The organism is Pedobacter steynii, from assembly GCF_900103665.1.
GTDB lineage: Bacteria > Bacteroidota > Bacteroidia > Sphingobacteriales > Sphingobacteriaceae > Pedobacter > Pedobacter steynii.
The window spans coordinates 173233-188840 of sequence record NZ_FNGY01000005.1; the positions used below are offsets into that span (position 1 = coordinate 173233).

The following is a 15608-nucleotide window of genomic DNA, read 5'->3' on the forward strand; positions in this document are numbered from 1 at the left end:
AATCCCTCTTTGCAGGGTGTGCAGCTTTCCTGAACGGATCAGGTAGCTGATTGCTAATGCAATTAACATGACCTTATTATTTAACAAGACCTGCAAAACGTTGATAAAAGGCGGTTGGACTTTTATCATGTTTTGGTTCATACTTCCCAGCTATAATTGGTAAATAAATTACCCTTCTGCGGCTTTCTTCTCCAATTACGGAGGATTGTGCTACTCTATGCCATAAACGGCCATCATGAATGGTCAGGTCGCCGGCTTCGGGGACAATTGCCACTTCAGCTGCATCAGGCTTGTTGTCCAGAAAATACTTTTTACGAAACAGCATGCCATATAGACTTTGTTTGTGTGTTCCCGGAAGTACGCGCAATCCTCCGTTTTCTGGTTTCAGGCTGCTCAGGTGTATGCCTACATTGAGCATTGGATTGAGTTTTTGTCCCTGGAAGATATCACGTAAACCATCGGTATGCCAGCCCATTTGGGTAAACTTACTCTCAGGCCCGTTGACATAATGATTGAGCACCATACCGTCTTTTTCTGCTGTTCCGAGTCTGGCACCCGGACCAATTAGTTCCAGGAGGGTCTCAAAACGAGGATCATTGGGCAGTTCCGCGAATAAGGGATGCTCCTGGTTGATGAATGCAAAACGTTGAACAATAGCAGAGCCATCGAGGTCTCTGCCATATTTGATAGGGATGCCGTTGATTTTAATTTTTTGATCTGTAATCCATTTTCGTTGAACTTCAAGAGAAGCCTGAATGATGTCGTTTACGGTTTCCGGCTTAATAAAGTTTCTGAAATGAATGAACCCGTTTTTATTAAAGAAGTCGGTTTGTTCGGTAGTTATTTTATTTCCTAAAGTGAATTTTATAGATAAATTTTCCATGATACTGAATTTTTAATGCTAAATGTTGAGGTGAACAATGCCATCTGCGGGATAAGCCGTCAGGAGCTGATGAATGATGAAATCGATAAGGTAATGGAGATCAACAACAACAATAGCAACAACCAGCCCTTTCGGAGCAGCGCATTCGCATCGTGTGTGCGGTATGAATATGGTTGTTATTCTTCATTGAAATAAAGTCTATTAATTTAGTAGACATTACAAATGTAGGAAAATAATTGTCTTCTCAAATTTATTTTGAAAAAAAAGAAGATTAATAATTATTGCTGATACAAGCGGGCTGTGATCCTTTCAATCAGGAACTTAGGAAGGAGTCTCGTGCCAAATGCAGAAATTTTGTTCAGAAATCCAGGGATGATTTCCGCTTTTTTATTAAACATTCCTTTAAGCCCAATTTCAGCAACGATTTCCGGGGACATGTTAAACTTCTCTGCCAGGTCTGCTAAAGCATCCATACCCGCCCGATTGGAAAATCCTGTTGCTGTTGGACCGGGGCAAAGACAACTTACAGAAACAGTGCTGTCTTTAAGTTCATAACGTAAAGCACGGCTGTAAGACAGAATAAAGGTTTTGCCGGCGGCATATAAAGAGAGGGTAGGTACCGCCTGATAGGCTGCGGTACTGGAAAGGTTTAAAATATAGGCTTGTTTTTGTTGCTTTAAAACCGGAAGCAAATGATGACTTAATTCCAGCACCACATCAATATTGAGTTTTAGCATATTCATTTGATCAGCGAGTGTTAACTGATCAAAATTACCCCATAGACCGTATCCTGCATTGTTGATCAGGATGGATAGGGCAGGAGTCTGCTTCTTGCACCAGTTTGCTACCTGATCAGCGGCCTTTTCAACAGAAAGGTCTATAGGTAGATAAAAAGCATGGACTTTATACGTTTCATTTATCAGTTTTGCCAATTGCTGAAGCTCAGCTTCAGAACGGGCAACCAATAGCAGGTGGTAACCCGAACGGGCTAGCAATAACGCAATTTCCCTTCCAATCCCTTTGCTTGCACCTGTTACTAAAGCGTATTCATTCATGCCTTTATACGCTATCCTCATTTTTAATACCTTTCAATAGCGCATAAATTGCCATGGCATGTCCGTGACCTAATTCAAAATCCTGTTTTAACCAGTTGACAATTTCTGTCGCTTTTATATTCGCATTAAGCTGTCCGTTTTCGCTGAATCCTTTTTCATCAGCAATTTTTTTGAAATCTACAGGTCCCAGACCTGTTTTTTCTTTGATGGTTTTTAAGTAGGCTTGAAATGACATGTTGTTATTCTTTATATTGATTTAAACAAATTTAAGTGAATGGTGCTGATTTTTGTCTAGGTGTATGCGACAAAGTTAAGGGGGAATTGCGACAGTCGGATTTTCTGTATTCTTTTTAAGATGTTGTTAAAATGTTTGTCATGAGACTTATCTTGATTGTTGGTTAATAATTTATCAAAAATGCAAATTTTTGTGCAAATCTCTTTTGATTGTTCATTTTACTTTACACCTGTGCCGGATTGTCATCATTTTCTTACAATTCCAATAAATTGGTATATATTTGCCTTCTTAAATTAAACCTATACTATACCAATGAAAGTTGCATTAATTACAGGCGTCACAGGCCAGGATGGAGCATATCTTGCTGAATTTCTACTCAAAAAAGGATATTTCGTTCATGGGTTAAAGAGACGTTCATCTTCTTTTAATACGGAACGTATAGACCATTTATATCAGGATCAGCATGAGCATGATTTAAACTTCAAACTGCATTATGGTGATTTGACTGATTCTACAAATCTGATCAGAATCATTCAGGAAACACAGCCGGATGAGATCTATAATCTGGCAGCAATGAGTCATGTTAAAGTGAGCTTTGAAACACCTGAATATACAGCTAACGCAGACGGTATAGGACCTTTGAGATTACTTGAAGCAGTGAGGATTTTAGGGCTTGTTGAAAAAACTAAGATTTATCAGGCTTCTACTTCAGAGTTATACGGATTGGTACAAGCGGTACCGCAGAGTGAGACCACTCCCTTTTACCCACGTTCTCCTTATGCTGTTGCAAAAATGTATGGTTATTGGATCACTGTAAACTACAGGGAAGCTTATCATATGTATGCTTGTAATGGGATCTTGTTTAATCACGAGAGTCCGGTAAGAGGCGAAACTTTTGTAACCAGAAAAATTACCCGTGCAGCATGTAAAATCGCGTTAGGTTTGCAAAGCTGTTTGTACCTGGGGAATTTATCCGCTCAGAGAGACTGGGGGCATGCAAAAGACTATGTTGAGGCGATGTGGTTGATTCTACAGCAGGAGAAACCGGAAGATTATGTGATTGCTACAGGGGTAACGACTACTGTTCGCGATTTTGTAAAAATGAGTTTCGCAGAATTAGGCATAGAAATTGAGTTTAGTGGCAAAGATCAATACGAACGGGGAGTAATTATTGATGTTGACCAGGAATTGGTACAGAAATTAGGACTAAATGATGAATATTTGAAACCAGGTACTATTGTTGTTCAGGTGGATGAAAAATACTTTAGGCCGACAGAGGTTGATCTTTTATTGGGAGATCCGACAAAGGCAAATACTCAATTGGGCTGGAAACCTAAGTATGATCTGCCTTTATTGGTTCAGGATATGGTTCATTCTGATCTTCATTTGATGAAGAAAGATGAATACCTGAAACAAGGAGGATTTAAGACTTTAAATTACTTTGAATAAAATATAACTCTTGTAAGAGGTAGGATGTTAGCTTTATTTGTACATCTTATTATAAATGCTCTGATTAGTTTCGGGGTAGGGCACAAAATCTGATATATGAATTTTAAAAATACGATAACCGCTGTACTTTTTTTTCTAACTGTGCTTGTCGCACAAAGCGCTTATTCCCAAACTAATTATGCGAATGTTAAAGTAGATGAGCTTTCAGATGCAGAGATTCTGCAAATGATAAAAAAAGCGGAGTCTATCGGGTATTCTGAGGCGCAGTTACAACAAATGGCTGCTGCACAAGGGATGAAAGCTGATGAAGTTCAGAAACTTAAACTTAGGGTAGAGAAAATTCGTAAACAAGGTTCTGGTGTTCAGGTGGAAACTAAGCCTACAAGTGCAAGTCGTGAAGTTAGCGAAACGACTGAAGGTGGTGCCATTGATAATGAGAAGAAGGAGAAAGAAGAAGAAGTTGGGCCAAAAATTTTTGGTGCTGATCTTTTCAAAAATGGTGCAATTACTTTTGAACCAAATTTAAGAATGGCTACCCCTAAAGGTTATGTGATTGGTCCTGATGATAAACTATTGATAGATCTTACTGGTGATAACGAAGCAAGTTATAATCTTCAGGTAAGTCCTGATGGAGTGATTAACCTTCAGTTTGTTGGTCGGATTGCGGTTGGAGGGCTAACGATTGATCAGGCAATATCCAAGATCAAATCTTCGATGTCTAAGACTTATCCAGCTTTACGCTCAGGTCGTACTAGTTTATCGATTAATTTAGGGAACATAAGAAGCATTAAAGTTACCATTACAGGACAGGCAGTAAAAACAGGAACTTATACGCTTCCTTCCCTTGCTACAGTTTATAATGCTCTATATTCTTCAGGGGGACCTTCTCAAAATGGAACATTCCGTAATATCCAGGTGGTACGGAATAATAAGGTTGTCGCTACAATTGATGTTTATGATTTTTTATTAAAAGGAATTCAACAAGATAATATACGTTTGCAGGATCAGGATGTGATCAATATCCCGGTTTTTGAGAAACGGGTAGAGATTTTAGGTGAGATTAAGCAACCTGCTTTTTTTGAGATTGTTAGAGGAGAAACTTTACAAAATCTGATCAATTATGCGGGTGGTTTTACTACACAGGCATATACTGCTAAAATAAAATCCTTCCAAAATACAGATAAAGAACGTCGTATAACTGATATTTCAATGCCAGATTTTACAACATATAATCCTAAAAATGGAGATAAATTTGTTGTTGAAGCGATATTAGACAGGTTTGAGAATAAAGTTGAGATTGCAGGAGCTGTTTTCCGTCCAGGATCATACCAGTTGGATAAAGGCTTAACGCTAAAAAGTCTGATTGCCAAAGCAGATGGCTTAACTGAAGATGCTTTTTTAAACCGGGGTTATATTCAGCGTTTAAATGCTGATAATACCCAACATCTGCTTTCTTTTGATGTTGCTAAAATAATGGCAGGAACGGAAGGGGATATTAATTTGCAAAGAGAAGATAGAATTACTATTTCTTCTTTATTCGATTTACGTGATGAATATAAGGTCAGTATTCAGGGAGAAGTAAGAGCTCCCGGAACCTTTGATTACGCTGATAATATGAAATTAGAAGATGTGATCCAAATGGCCGGCGGCTTTAAAGAAGGTGCCACTCCAAATAGGATTGAGATTTCCAGAAGAATAAAAAACAGCGATGCTATGTCTGCATCTGCAAGAACCGCTGAAGTATTTAATGTTAGTGTTGACGAACACCTTAGAATTGTTGATTCGACTTTTATATTGAAGCCGTTTGATGTGATTTCAATACGAAGTTCTGAAGGGTATCAGATTCAAAAACAAGTGAAATTGGAGGGCGAAGTTTTATACCCAGGTACCTACACCATTACCCAGAAAAATGAACGTATTTCTGATCTGATAAAAAGAGCAGGGGGATTAACCCAAACGGCTTATACTGATGGTGCATCGTTAAAAAGGCCAGGAGCTGAAAAGACAAACCCTGGTGATAAAAATGCTATAAATAATAAAGAAGAGGAGGATAAAAAATTTTTAAGCTTAAAACGTGTACAGGAAAGTGGTGTTAAGGATACTGTTAAAGCTGAAGTAGAACAACAACTAATTCAATCAGATCTGGTTGGGATAGACCTGACACGTATATTAAAAAAGCCGCAATCCAGATATGATTTAATCGTAGAAAATGGAGATGTAATTCGGGTACCCCGACAACTACAAATCGTAAAGGTTACCGGAGAAGTTCTTAATCCCAATAGCATTGTTTATCTGCCAGGGAGAAGCTTTAAGCAATATATCAACGGGGCGGGAGGATTTACCGCCAATGCCTTGAAGAATGGAGCTTACATTAAATATGCTAATGGATCAGTAGAATCAGCAAGGAAATTTTTGTTCTTTAATAATTACCCAAAAGTAAAGCCAGGTGCGGAGATTTTGGTTCCAAAAAGAGCCAATCGTGAACGTATGACCGCACAAAGCTGGATTGGAATTGGTACAGCTGTAGCTTCGATGGCTGCAATTGTAGTGTCATTACTTAGATAACCTTGTAAGATTATTTAAACCTATATGAGTTCAGAAAATTTAAATACCAACTTGGTAAACACAGATGAAATGTCTCTTAAAGAGCTTTTTGGTAAATTTAAAGAATGGTTTCGGTATCTGATTTCCAAATGGATGATAATTGTTGCTTTGGGGCTCGTAGGTGGTGTTTTGGGTTTTCTATATGCAAAATCTAAAAAGGCGATTTTTATAGCAACCACTACTTTTGTTTTAGAAGAAGGCGGAGGGGGAGGCATGGGACAGTATGCCGGAATTGCATCAATGGTAGGTATAGATTTAGGAGGAGGTGGAACAGGTTTGTTTCAAGGGGACAATATCCTTCAGCTCTACAAGTCCAGATCAATGATAAAAAATGCTTTATTGAGTACGTTTGTTATTGATGGAAAGAAAGAGTTGCTAATTGACCAGTATATCAAAAGTGGTAATTTTCGCAAGAGATGGGGCGGAAATCCTAAGTTAAAAGACATTACTTTTCCTCAGTCCGGAAATTTCAACAGAACTCAGGACAGTATTCTTAATGAATTTGTGCGGGAAATAAATAATTCAGTTTTAAACGTAAGCAAACCAGATAAAAAATTAAGCATTATAAAGGTTACCGTTAAATCTATTGATGAAAATTTTGCAAAATCGTTTAATGATCAAATGGTGGCAACTGTTAGTCAGTTTTACGTGGATACTAAAACAAAAAAATCTCTTGAAAATGTTTCCATTTTGCAACAAAAGACTGATTCTGTTGTTGCAGTGATGAACGGCGCGATTTCTATATCTGCGAATACAATAGATGCTACACCTAATTTAAATCCTACGCGTCAAATCTTGCGTACACCGGTTCAGCGTTCGCAGTTTAATGCAGAAACAAATAAAGAACTTTTGAAGGAGTTGATGAAAAATCTTGAGCTATCGAAGATTAGCCTCAGAAAGGAATCGCCTTTGATCCAGGTGGTAGATTCACCTATTTTTCCTTTAGAGATTGATAAGTTCGGAAAGTCAAAAGGAATAATCCTCGGAGGATTTTGGTTTGGATTTTTAACAGTATTGTTTTTTCTAGTTAAGAAAGTATTAAGAGATATATTAGCGTAATTTATGGAACTAAAGAATAAAAGAGTTTTAATAACTGGAGCAGACGGTTTTATTGGTAGCCATTTGGTTGAGCAACTATTAGATGAGGGATGCATTGTAAAAGCTTTCGTATATTATAATTCTTTTAATAATTGGGGTTGGTTAGATACACTTCCTAAGGAGAAATTAAGTCAAATAGAGATTTTTGCAGGAGACATCAGGGACCCAAATGGAGTTAGGACCGCAATGAAAGATATAGATGTTGTTTTCCATCTTGCGGCGCTTATAGCTATTCCTTTTAGTTATCATTCTCCCGATTCTTATATTGATACGAATGTAAAAGGTACATTGAATGTGGTACAGGCGGCAAAAGATCTTGGACTTGAAAGAGTACTGGTAACTTCTACTTCTGAAGTTTATGGAACGGCTCAATATATTCCTATCGATGAGAATCATCCAAGACAACCACAATCGCCTTATTCAGCTTCCAAAATAGGAGCTGATTGTATTGCCGATTCATTCTACCGTAGCTTCGATTTACCACTGACCATTGTTCGCCCTTTTAATACATTTGGACCACGCCAGTCTGCCAGGGCAGTAATCCCTACAATTATTACTCAATTGTTGAACGGAAAGGAAGAAATCAAGCTTGGAGATCTTACTCCAACGAGAGATTTACTTTTCGTAAAAGATACAGTTAGTGGTTTCATTGAGATTGCGAAGTCGGAAAATTTAATAGGTCAGGATTGTAATATTGCTACTCAGTCGGAGATTTCAGTTAATGATCTTGCTCAGGAGTTAATCAGACAAATTAATCCTGCAGCAAAAGTACTTACTGACGAACAGCGTATCCGACCTGAAAAATCAGAGGTCTTTAGATTGTACGGATCAAACAGTAAAATTTTAAAAAATACAAACTGGAAGCAATCCTATACTTTTGCTGAAGGTATCGCTGAGACCATTGAGTGGTTCAGAAATCCTGAAAATTTGAAGCAATATAAAGCGGATATATACAATATATAATATGCAAGAGTTATTTCATAATATTGCCAACTTCGTCAAAGAAAAATTTCCAAATCAGGACTTTATTCCTCTGCACGCACCTGTTTTTATAGGAAACGAAAGAAAATATGTGATGGAAACTTTGGATTCTACATTTGTATCATCTGTTGGTTCATTTGTAAACAGGTTTGAGGAAATGATGTGTGAGATTACAGGTGCGTCATATGCGATTGCAATTGTAAACGGAACTAATGCATTACATTTGGCGCTGCTGCTTGCAGATGTTCAGAGGGATGATGAAGTGTTGTCTCAAAGCCTCACTTTTATCGCTACCTGCAATGCGATTAGTTATATTGGTGCTCATCCGGTTTTTGTTGATGTTGATCGTGATACTTTAGGGATGTCTCCTAACTCGCTCAGCGCGTATCTGAAGCAAAATGCAGTCAGGAATGAAGATGGGTTTTCATATAATAGAATAACAGGAAAAAGAATAAAGGCATGCGTTCCAATGCATACTTTTGGTTTCCCCTGTAGAATAGATGAAATTGCTACCATTTGTCAGGAATGGAATATTGTATTAGTAGAGGACGCTGCGGAATCATTAGGTAGCTATTATAAAGGAATCCATACAGGTATTTTTGGTAAAGTTGGAACTTTTAGTTTTAACGGTAATAAAACGGTAACCTGTGGTGGTGGTGGTGCAATTGTGACCAATGATGAAGAGTTGGCAAAAAAGGCAAAACATTTGACTACTCAGGCAAAAGTTGCTCACCCCTGGGCGTTTGTACATGACGCTATTGGGTATAATTATAGGATGCCGAATTTGAATGCAGCGCTGGCATGTGCACAGTTAGAGCAATTGAGTCCTTTTGTTGAAAATAAAAGAGAATTAGCCAGTCAATATAAATCGTATTTTGATACCTTGAACATTGACTTCCATACGGAGCTTAACGAGACAAGCGCCAATTATTGGTTGAATTCTTTGATCTTAAATAGTAAAGAAGAAAGAGAAGAGTTTCTCACTTTTATGAATAGTAATGGAGTAATGGCAAGACCTGTATGGGAATTGATGCATCATCTTTCGATGTTTGAGCATTGCGAGAAGTCTGATTTATCGAATAGTGAATGGATTGCGGATAGGTTGGTAAATATCCCCAGTAGTGTAAGATTGTGAGAAAGGAAGCAATAATCATCGGCTACTCTGGACATGCGTTTGTTGTGTTAGATGTATTATTAGCTAATAAATATAAAGTAAGTGGGTATTGTGAGCAGGAACTAAAATTAAAGAATCCCTATGAATTGTCCTATTTAGGAAGTGAAGGAGATGAGAAGGTAATAGAACAGATTAAGGATCTTCATGCATTTATAGCAATAGGGGATAATTATATCAGGGCTAAAATTTTCGAAAGATTAATGGCGATGAATGTCTCTTGTCCAATCCTTGTCCATCCTCACGCTTGCCTCTCTTCTAAGGCCAAATTAGGCTTAGGGACGGTTGTTATGCCAGGAGTTGTTGTTAACTCCTGTACAGAGATAGGAAATGCTGTCATTTGTAATTCCTCGGCTGTAATAGAACACGAGTGTCTTATAGGTGATTATTCTCATATTGCTCCCGGGGCTGTATTGGCTGGAAATGTAATTGTTGGGCGAAATACTTTTGTAGGTGCAAATGCTGTAATTCGGCAAGGAGTTAAAATAGGTTCAGAAGTAATTATAGGAGCAGGTTCTGTTGTAATCAGAGATGTTCCGGATGGATCTACTGTATATGGTAACCCATCTAAAAAAAGATAAGATGAGCAAAATATTAATTATTGCAGAAGCTGGTGTTAACCACAATGGCGATATCGAAATAGCAAAAAGGCTGATTAATTCAGCTGCAGAGGCAGGAGTTGACTATGTCAAATTTCAAACATTTAAAGCCTCAAAGTTGGTTAGCCAACAGGCTCAGAAAGCAGATTACCAGAATGAAAATACTGGGAATGTAAAGGAGAGTCAATTACAGATGCTGGAAAAACTGGAGTTGTCACGAGAGGATCATTACACCCTGATTGAGTATTGTAAATCTAAAGGAGTGGCGTTCTTTTCTACTGCATTTGATCTGGACAGCTTAGATTTTTTAAATGAATTGGGTTTAGGGTTATTTAAAGTGCCGTCTGGTGAAATCACAAATTTACCATATCTGGAAAAGATAGCGGTCCTGGCGAAAGAAGTTATTCTGTCGACAGGAATGTGTACTATGGAGGAAATTGGCGAAGCAATTGCCGTGCTAAAAGGCCTCTCTGATGCTAAAATTACCGTTCTACATTGTAACACTCAATATCCTACCCCCTATGAAGATGTGAATCTTTTAGCGATGAACGAGATTAAGCGTGTTTTTGGGGTCGATGTTGGGTACTCTGACCATACTTTAGGTATTGAAGTTCCTATTGCTGCGGTTGCCTTAGGTGCTACAGTGATAGAAAAACATTTTACCCTGGATCGAACACTTCCCGGACCAGATCACGCAGCCTCATTAGAGCCGCTTGAGCTAAGAGATATGGTGAATGCAATTAGAAATATTGAGCAGGCATTGGGTATGGAGATGAAATTCCCAAGTGCATCCGAATCAAAAAATATAGGTGTTGCCAGAAAAAGCATACATCTGAAAGTGGAGAAAAATAAAGGAGAAAAAATAAAAGAAGAAGATCTGGAAATGTTGCGACCTGGTGATGGAATTTCTCCCATGAGAATGAGAGAAATCATCGGTAAAACACTAAATAAAGATCTGAAAAAAGGGACTAAGCTTTCATTTCAAGATATTGAAGGATGAGAATAGGTATTTTAACAAGTTCCAGAGCCGATTTCGGAATTTACCTGCCGTTAATTGAAAAATTAAAAGCAGATCATTTTTTTGAGGTAGATATTATTGCGTTTGGAACTCACCTTTCTCCTTTTTTTGGCGAGAGTGCTAAAGAAATCAGGAAGAACGGTTTCGAGATTGCATATACCATCGATTCAATGCTGTTAAATGATACGCCAGATGCCATTGCGTCGGCTATTGGTCTTACCTCTATAAAATTTGCAGAATTCTGGAAAAACAATGGTGATAAATTTGACGCGATTTTCTGTCTCGGGGATCGTTACGAAATGTTTGCAGCAGTAGTTGCAGGCATTCCTTTTCAAATTAATTTTATTCATCTTCATGGTGGGGAGACTACGCTAGGTGCGATAGATAATATTTTCCGTCATTCTATTACATTGGCTTCCAATTGCCACTTTGTATCTACTGAGGAAAGTGCTGCAAGAGTTGAATCTTTAGTGGGAAAAAAAGAGAACATTTTCAATGTTGGAGCGCTTAGTCTTGACAATATTTCCACTCTGGACTTACTCACAATACAAGGATTTGAGGAGAAGTGGGGGATCGATCTGTCTAAAAAGACAATTTTGACGACTTTCCATCCTGAAACGGTTGAGTTTAGCCGGAACGAATATTTTGCTGCAGAAATTGTGAAGGCCATCGATTTTCTGGAAGATTATCAGGTCATTATTACCATGCCGAATGCCGACACGGCAGGGAATGCGATAAGGCAAACATTTATTTCACATTTTTCTGGTAGCAACAGGGTATTCTTAATTGAGAACCTTGGTCAGCAAAGCTATTTTACGGCTCTGAAGCATGTCTCATTCCTATTAGGAAATACGTCTAGTGGAGTAATAGAGGCTGCCTCTTTTGGGAAGTTTGTGATTAACCTTGGAGATAGACAAAAGGGAAGGGCTGCTGGTGAAAATGTAATACATGTGCCCGTAGAATTAAATAGTATATTAAATGCCGTTTCCAGAATTCAAACATCAGAGATGTTTACTGGCCAGAATTTATATTTCAATAATGGAGCGGCTGATCAGATCATTCAAGTTTTAAAGCAATTTTCCAATGATTAACTTTCAGGAACATATTATATATCAGGGTGAAGAAGCCAGAAGTGCGTTAAGGATTTTAGATAAATTAAAAAACAGTATCAGCAGAACTCTTTTTATTGTTAACACCTCCAATAAGATGGTGGGCTCTTTAACAGATGGCGATATCAGGAGAGGCTTATTGAATGGATTAGAAATATCTCAGCCAATTGAAGCTTTTATGAATAAAGGGTTCAAGTCTATTCACGAACACGAGAATAATGTGCAAGTCATCAGATCTCTGAGGGAAGCCGATCTGAAATTAATTCCCCTTTTGAATGATTTTGGACAGATCACACAGGTGTTGGATCTTACAAAGACCAGAACTATTTTACCAGCCGCGGCATTGATTATGGCGGGGGGAAGAGGTGAACGCTTAAAGCCATTTACAGATACAGTCCCTAAGCCAATGCTGAATGTCGGTGGAAAACCTATCATAGAGCATAATATTGATCGTTTAATTGCTTTTGGTATTTCAGAAATTTACATCAGTGTAAAGTATCTTAAGGAACAAATAATGGATTATTTCGGTGACGGGTCAGCAAAAGGTGTGCGGATTAAATACCTTATTGAAGAGGAACCTCTGGGAACATTGGGTGCATTAGCTCTAATTGATGGAATCGGATATGATGATATCCTGGTTATGAATTCTGATTTGTTAACAAATATAGATTTTGAGGACTTTTTCCAGTTTTATCAAACTCAGGGAGCGGAAATGGCAGTAGCTAGTATTCCTTACCATGTAAATATCCCTTATGCTGTTTTGGAGACAGATCATCATCATGTAGCTTCGTTTATTGAAAAGCCAACTTATACTTATTATTCAAATGGAGGGATTTACTTGTTGAAGTTTAAATTGAAAAGTTCATTTGAAAAAGATAGCTTCTTTAATGCCACTGATCTGATGGATAATATTATATCCGACGACAATACAGCACTTGTCCATTACCCATTGTTATGTTACTGGCTTGACATAGGTAAACATCAGGACTTTATAAAGGCGCAGGATGACATCAAACATTTAAATTTCTAGTGAAATGAATATACTAATTACCATTTGTGCCAGAGGAGGATCTAAAGGTATTCCAGGAAAAAACATCAAATTGTTGAATGGTAAACCTTTGATATATTTTTCATTAAGTACGGCAACAAAGTTTGCCGAACTGATTGGGAATGTTGATGTCGTTTTATCAACGGATGATCAGGAAATTAAAACTGCAGTAGAATCTTTCGGATTCAATATTGATACCGGGTATCTAAGACCTGAATTTTTAGCATCTGACACTGCTGGTAAAATTGATGCCATTCATGATGTTTTTAAATATGCGGCACAAAAAAATAATCAGCAATATGATTATGTTATTGATCTGGACGTAACCTCTCCGTTAAGAACGGTATCAGATCTGCAACAGGCATTTGAGGCATTGAAGTGTAATGAAAAAGCCTATAATATATTCTCAGTGAGTCCGGCTAATAGAAATCCATATTTTAATATGGTTGAAGAGCAAGCTGATGGTTTTTTCTCAACGTGTAAAAAGGGTGCATTTTTAACCAGACAATCTGCGCCAAAAGTATACGATATGAATGCCTCTTTTTATATTTATAAAGCAAAATTTTTTAGCGAAGGTCTTAAAACCGCCATCACAGAATGGTCATTGGTTTACGAGGTTCCACACCTATGTTTTGATCTGGACCATCCAATAGATTTTGTTATGATGGCGTTCTTAATGGAAAACGGTCATTTAGATTTCGAATTGTAATGAATGTCCTGATTATAGGTTTAGGCTCAATTGCGCAGAAGCATATTAATGCATTAAAAGGCATCGATCCAGATGTGCATTTTTGTGCATTACGTTCTTCAACTGAGGCGAAAGAAGTTGATGGAGTTAGGAACATTTATAAGTTATCTGCTTTGGAACTGTCAACAATTGATTTTGCAATTATATCAAATCCAACAGCTTATCATCAGCAGACCATAAGTACACTAATACCCTACAAAATACCGCTTTTTATCGAAAAGCCTGTTTTTGATACCTTACAGATAGGAACACTTCTGGAAGAAATCGCAGCACAGCATACACTGACTTATGTGGCCTGTAATTTACGGTTTCTAGGATGCATCGCATTTGTTAAACAATATATTATCAATAAACGGATTAATGAAGTGAATAGTTATTGTGGCTCTTATCTGCCTGATTGGAGACCTGGACAAGACTTTAGAAAGATCTATAGCGCCAATATAGAAATGGGTGGGGGAGTGCATATTGACCTCATTCATGAGATGGATTATATTTACTGGTTATTTGGTAAGCCGGAAGAAGTCACATCGACTAAAGCGAACAATTCTTCTTTGAATATATCTGCAATGGATTATGCAAATTATATGCTTAAATATCCGGAATTTTGTGCCAATATCGTGCTCAACTATTACCGTAGAGACGCTAAACGTAGTTTAGAGGTTCTGCTTGATGAGGGGACTATTTATGTCGATCTTCTTGAAAATAAAGTGAAATATAATGGGGAAATTATATATGAGTCGGATAAAAACGTATTAAATACATACGAGGATCAACTTCTGTTTTTTACCGAACAGGTTATAAATAATAAAGTAGAATTTAACTCAATTAATGAGGCTTTTGAAGTATTAAAATTATGCATAGCGAACGATTAAAGGGCAAGGTAATTATTGTTACAGGAGGCGGTGGATTAATTGGAAAACCGATATTGAATCATTTACGACAAAATGGTGCTGAGGTAATTAATGCCGAGATAAGCGTTGAAACGGATTGGGCGATTGGAAATTACCATTGTGATGTTACGGACGAGAAAGATATTATTCGGTTGGTTACGGATGTGGTTGACAAATTTGGTCGAATTGATGGTCTTGTTAATAATGCCTATCCCAGAACAAAAGACTGGGGAGTTAAATTTGAAGACATCCCTTTTAGTTCCTGGCAGCAAAATGTAGACATGCAAATGAATGCTGTCTTTCTGCTTTGTCAGCATGTATTAAGACTGATGAAGGAACAACAATCTGGCTCTATCGTGAATATCTCATCAATATATGGAGTAGTTGGTAATGATTTTACTATATATGAAGGCTATGGAGGAACCTCACCGGCTGCATATGCTGCAATAAAAGGGGGAATAATTAATTTTTCAAGATATCTCGCTTCTTATTTCGGGAAGGATAATATTAGAATTAACTGTGTCTCTCCAGGTGGAATAAAAGACGCTCAGCATGTGTCCTTCATAGAGAGATATGAAGCGAAGTCACCTCTTAAGAGGATGGGAAGAGCGGAAGAAATTGCACCTGCTGTGACCTTTCTTTTATCTGAGGAAGCGTCCTTTATTACAGGACATAATTTAATGGTTGATGGCGGTTGGACCGCAATTTAATAAGGTAGTT

Annotated in this window: 16 protein-coding genes; 13 read left to right on the top strand and 3 right to left on the bottom strand. The window is 37.7% G+C overall.

The window, feature by feature from the left end; translation table 11 throughout:
• Positions 1-76: 76 nt before the first annotated feature.
• Complete coding sequence (locus BLQ87_RS15140) at positions 77-883, bottom strand: phytanoyl-CoA dioxygenase family protein (protein ID WP_074608262.1); 807 nt, start codon at positions 881-883, stop codon at positions 77-79.
• Positions 884-898: 15 nt separating this feature from the next.
• On the opposite strand from BLQ87_RS15140, the gene BLQ87_RS15145 reads away from it, so the two are divergent.
• The gene (locus tag BLQ87_RS15145; protein WP_074608264.1) at positions 899-1078 is read left to right on the top strand and encodes a hypothetical protein; all 180 of its coding nucleotides are present in this window, start codon (positions 899-901) and stop codon (positions 1076-1078) included.
• Positions 1079-1161: 83 nt separating this feature from the next.
• On the opposite strand, the gene BLQ87_RS15150 is transcribed toward BLQ87_RS15145, so the two are convergent.
• Together BLQ87_RS15150 and BLQ87_RS15155 are read right to left on the bottom strand one after the other, a co-directional pair.
• On the bottom strand, positions 1162-1959 hold the full coding sequence (locus BLQ87_RS15150; RefSeq protein WP_245723862.1) for an SDR family NAD(P)-dependent oxidoreductase: 798 nt from the start codon (positions 1957-1959) through the stop codon (positions 1162-1164).
• Positions 1943-2173, bottom strand: coding sequence for a DUF4287 domain-containing protein (locus tag BLQ87_RS15155; protein WP_074608266.1), 231 nt, complete (start codon positions 2171-2173; stop codon positions 1943-1945). The genes BLQ87_RS15150 and BLQ87_RS15155 overlap by 17 nt, the downstream gene beginning before the upstream one ends.
• Before the next feature lie 312 nt (positions 2174-2485).
• Between BLQ87_RS15155 and gmd the strand changes: the two genes are divergently transcribed.
• From gmd to BLQ87_RS15215, 12 genes are all read left to right on the top strand, one after another.
• Positions 2486-3622, top strand: a complete 1137-nt coding sequence (gene gmd / locus BLQ87_RS15160) for a GDP-mannose 4,6-dehydratase (RefSeq protein WP_074608268.1) — start codon at positions 2486-2488, stop codon at positions 3620-3622.
• Between the two features lie 96 nt (positions 3623-3718).
• The gene (locus BLQ87_RS15165) at positions 3719-6187 is read left to right on the top strand and encodes an SLBB domain-containing protein (RefSeq protein WP_074608270.1); all 2469 of its coding nucleotides are present in this window, start codon (positions 3719-3721) and stop codon (positions 6185-6187) included.
• A gap of 24 nt (positions 6188-6211) precedes the next feature.
• Positions 6212-7285 (top strand): lipopolysaccharide biosynthesis protein, encoded by a 1074-nt coding sequence (locus tag BLQ87_RS15170; RefSeq protein ID WP_074608272.1) that lies wholly within the window; start codon positions 6212-6214, stop codon positions 7283-7285.
• A 3-nt stretch (positions 7286-7288) separates the two neighbouring features.
• Positions 7289-8287, top strand: a complete 999-nt coding sequence (locus tag BLQ87_RS15175) for an NAD-dependent 4,6-dehydratase LegB (RefSeq protein ID WP_074608274.1) — start codon at positions 7289-7291, stop codon at positions 8285-8287.
• Position 8288: 1 nt separating this feature from the next.
• Positions 8289-9440: a LegC family aminotransferase gene (locus tag BLQ87_RS15180; protein ID WP_074608276.1), complete on the top strand. Its 1152-nt coding sequence runs from the start codon at positions 8289-8291 to the stop codon at positions 9438-9440.
• Complete coding sequence (locus tag BLQ87_RS15185) at positions 9437-10057, top strand: acetyltransferase (RefSeq protein WP_172664886.1); 621 nt, start codon at positions 9437-9439, stop codon at positions 10055-10057. The genes BLQ87_RS15180 and BLQ87_RS15185 overlap by 4 nt, the downstream gene beginning before the upstream one ends.
• Before the next feature lies 1 nt (position 10058).
• Positions 10059-11075 carry an N-acetylneuraminate synthase gene (gene neuB / locus BLQ87_RS15190; protein ID WP_074608962.1) on the top strand — a complete coding sequence of 339 codons (1017 nt, stop codon included), beginning with the start codon at positions 10059-10061 and terminating at the stop codon, positions 11073-11075.
• Positions 11072-12184 carry a UDP-N-acetylglucosamine 2-epimerase gene (gene neuC, locus BLQ87_RS15195; RefSeq protein WP_074608281.1) on the top strand — a complete coding sequence of 371 codons (1113 nt, stop codon included), beginning with the start codon at positions 11072-11074 and terminating at the stop codon, positions 12182-12184. Before neuB ends, neuC begins: the two co-directional genes overlap by 4 nt.
• Complete coding sequence (locus BLQ87_RS15200) at positions 12177-13232, top strand: nucleotidyltransferase family protein (RefSeq protein ID WP_074608283.1); 1056 nt, start codon at positions 12177-12179, stop codon at positions 13230-13232. Before neuC ends, BLQ87_RS15200 begins: the two co-directional genes overlap by 8 nt.
• 4 nt (positions 13233-13236) lie before the next feature.
• Positions 13237-13959: an acylneuraminate cytidylyltransferase family protein gene (locus tag BLQ87_RS15205; RefSeq protein ID WP_074608285.1), complete on the top strand. Its 723-nt coding sequence runs from the start codon at positions 13237-13239 to the stop codon at positions 13957-13959.
• Positions 13959-14870 carry a Gfo/Idh/MocA family protein gene (locus BLQ87_RS15210; protein ID WP_074608288.1) on the top strand — a complete coding sequence of 304 codons (912 nt, stop codon included), beginning with the start codon at positions 13959-13961 and terminating at the stop codon, positions 14868-14870. Before BLQ87_RS15205 ends, BLQ87_RS15210 begins: the two co-directional genes overlap by 1 nt.
• On the top strand, positions 14852-15598 hold the full coding sequence (locus BLQ87_RS15215) for an SDR family oxidoreductase (protein ID WP_074608291.1): 747 nt from the start codon (positions 14852-14854) through the stop codon (positions 15596-15598). The genes BLQ87_RS15210 and BLQ87_RS15215 overlap by 19 nt, the downstream gene beginning before the upstream one ends.
• Positions 15599-15608: the final 10 nt, after the last annotated feature.

Bases quoted from the DNA above. Each gene is read 5' to 3' on its own strand.
- BLQ87_RS15140 (WP_074608262.1), bottom strand. From the start codon at position 883: ATGGAAAATTTATCTATAAAATTCACTTTAGGAAATAAAATAACTACC.
- BLQ87_RS15145 (WP_074608264.1), top strand. From the start codon at position 899: ATGCTAAATGTTGAGGTGAACAATGCCATCTGCGGGATAAGCCGTCAG.
- BLQ87_RS15150 (WP_245723862.1), bottom strand. From the start codon at position 1,959: ATGAGGATAGCGTATAAAGGCATGAATGAATACGCTTTAGTAACAGGT.
- BLQ87_RS15155 (WP_074608266.1), bottom strand. From the start codon at position 2,173: ATGTCATTTCAAGCCTACTTAAAAACCATCAAAGAAAAAACAGGTCTG.
- gmd (WP_074608268.1), top strand. From the start codon at position 2,486: ATGAAAGTTGCATTAATTACAGGCGTCACAGGCCAGGATGGAGCATAT.
- BLQ87_RS15165 (WP_074608270.1), top strand. From the start codon at position 3,719: ATGAATTTTAAAAATACGATAACCGCTGTACTTTTTTTTCTAACTGTG.
- BLQ87_RS15170 (WP_074608272.1), top strand. From the start codon at position 6,212: ATGAGTTCAGAAAATTTAAATACCAACTTGGTAAACACAGATGAAATG.
- BLQ87_RS15175 (WP_074608274.1), top strand. From the start codon at position 7,289: ATGGAACTAAAGAATAAAAGAGTTTTAATAACTGGAGCAGACGGTTTT.
- BLQ87_RS15180 (WP_074608276.1), top strand. From the start codon at position 8,289: ATGCAAGAGTTATTTCATAATATTGCCAACTTCGTCAAAGAAAAATTT.
- neuB (WP_074608962.1), top strand. From the start codon at position 10,059: ATGAGCAAAATATTAATTATTGCAGAAGCTGGTGTTAACCACAATGGC.
- neuC (WP_074608281.1), top strand. From the start codon at position 11,072: ATGAGAATAGGTATTTTAACAAGTTCCAGAGCCGATTTCGGAATTTAC.
- BLQ87_RS15200 (WP_074608283.1), top strand. From the start codon at position 12,177: ATGATTAACTTTCAGGAACATATTATATATCAGGGTGAAGAAGCCAGA.
- BLQ87_RS15205 (WP_074608285.1), top strand. From the start codon at position 13,237: ATGAATATACTAATTACCATTTGTGCCAGAGGAGGATCTAAAGGTATT.
- BLQ87_RS15210 (WP_074608288.1), top strand. From the start codon at position 13,959: ATGAATGTCCTGATTATAGGTTTAGGCTCAATTGCGCAGAAGCATATT.
- BLQ87_RS15215 (WP_074608291.1), top strand. From the start codon at position 14,852: ATGCATAGCGAACGATTAAAGGGCAAGGTAATTATTGTTACAGGAGGC.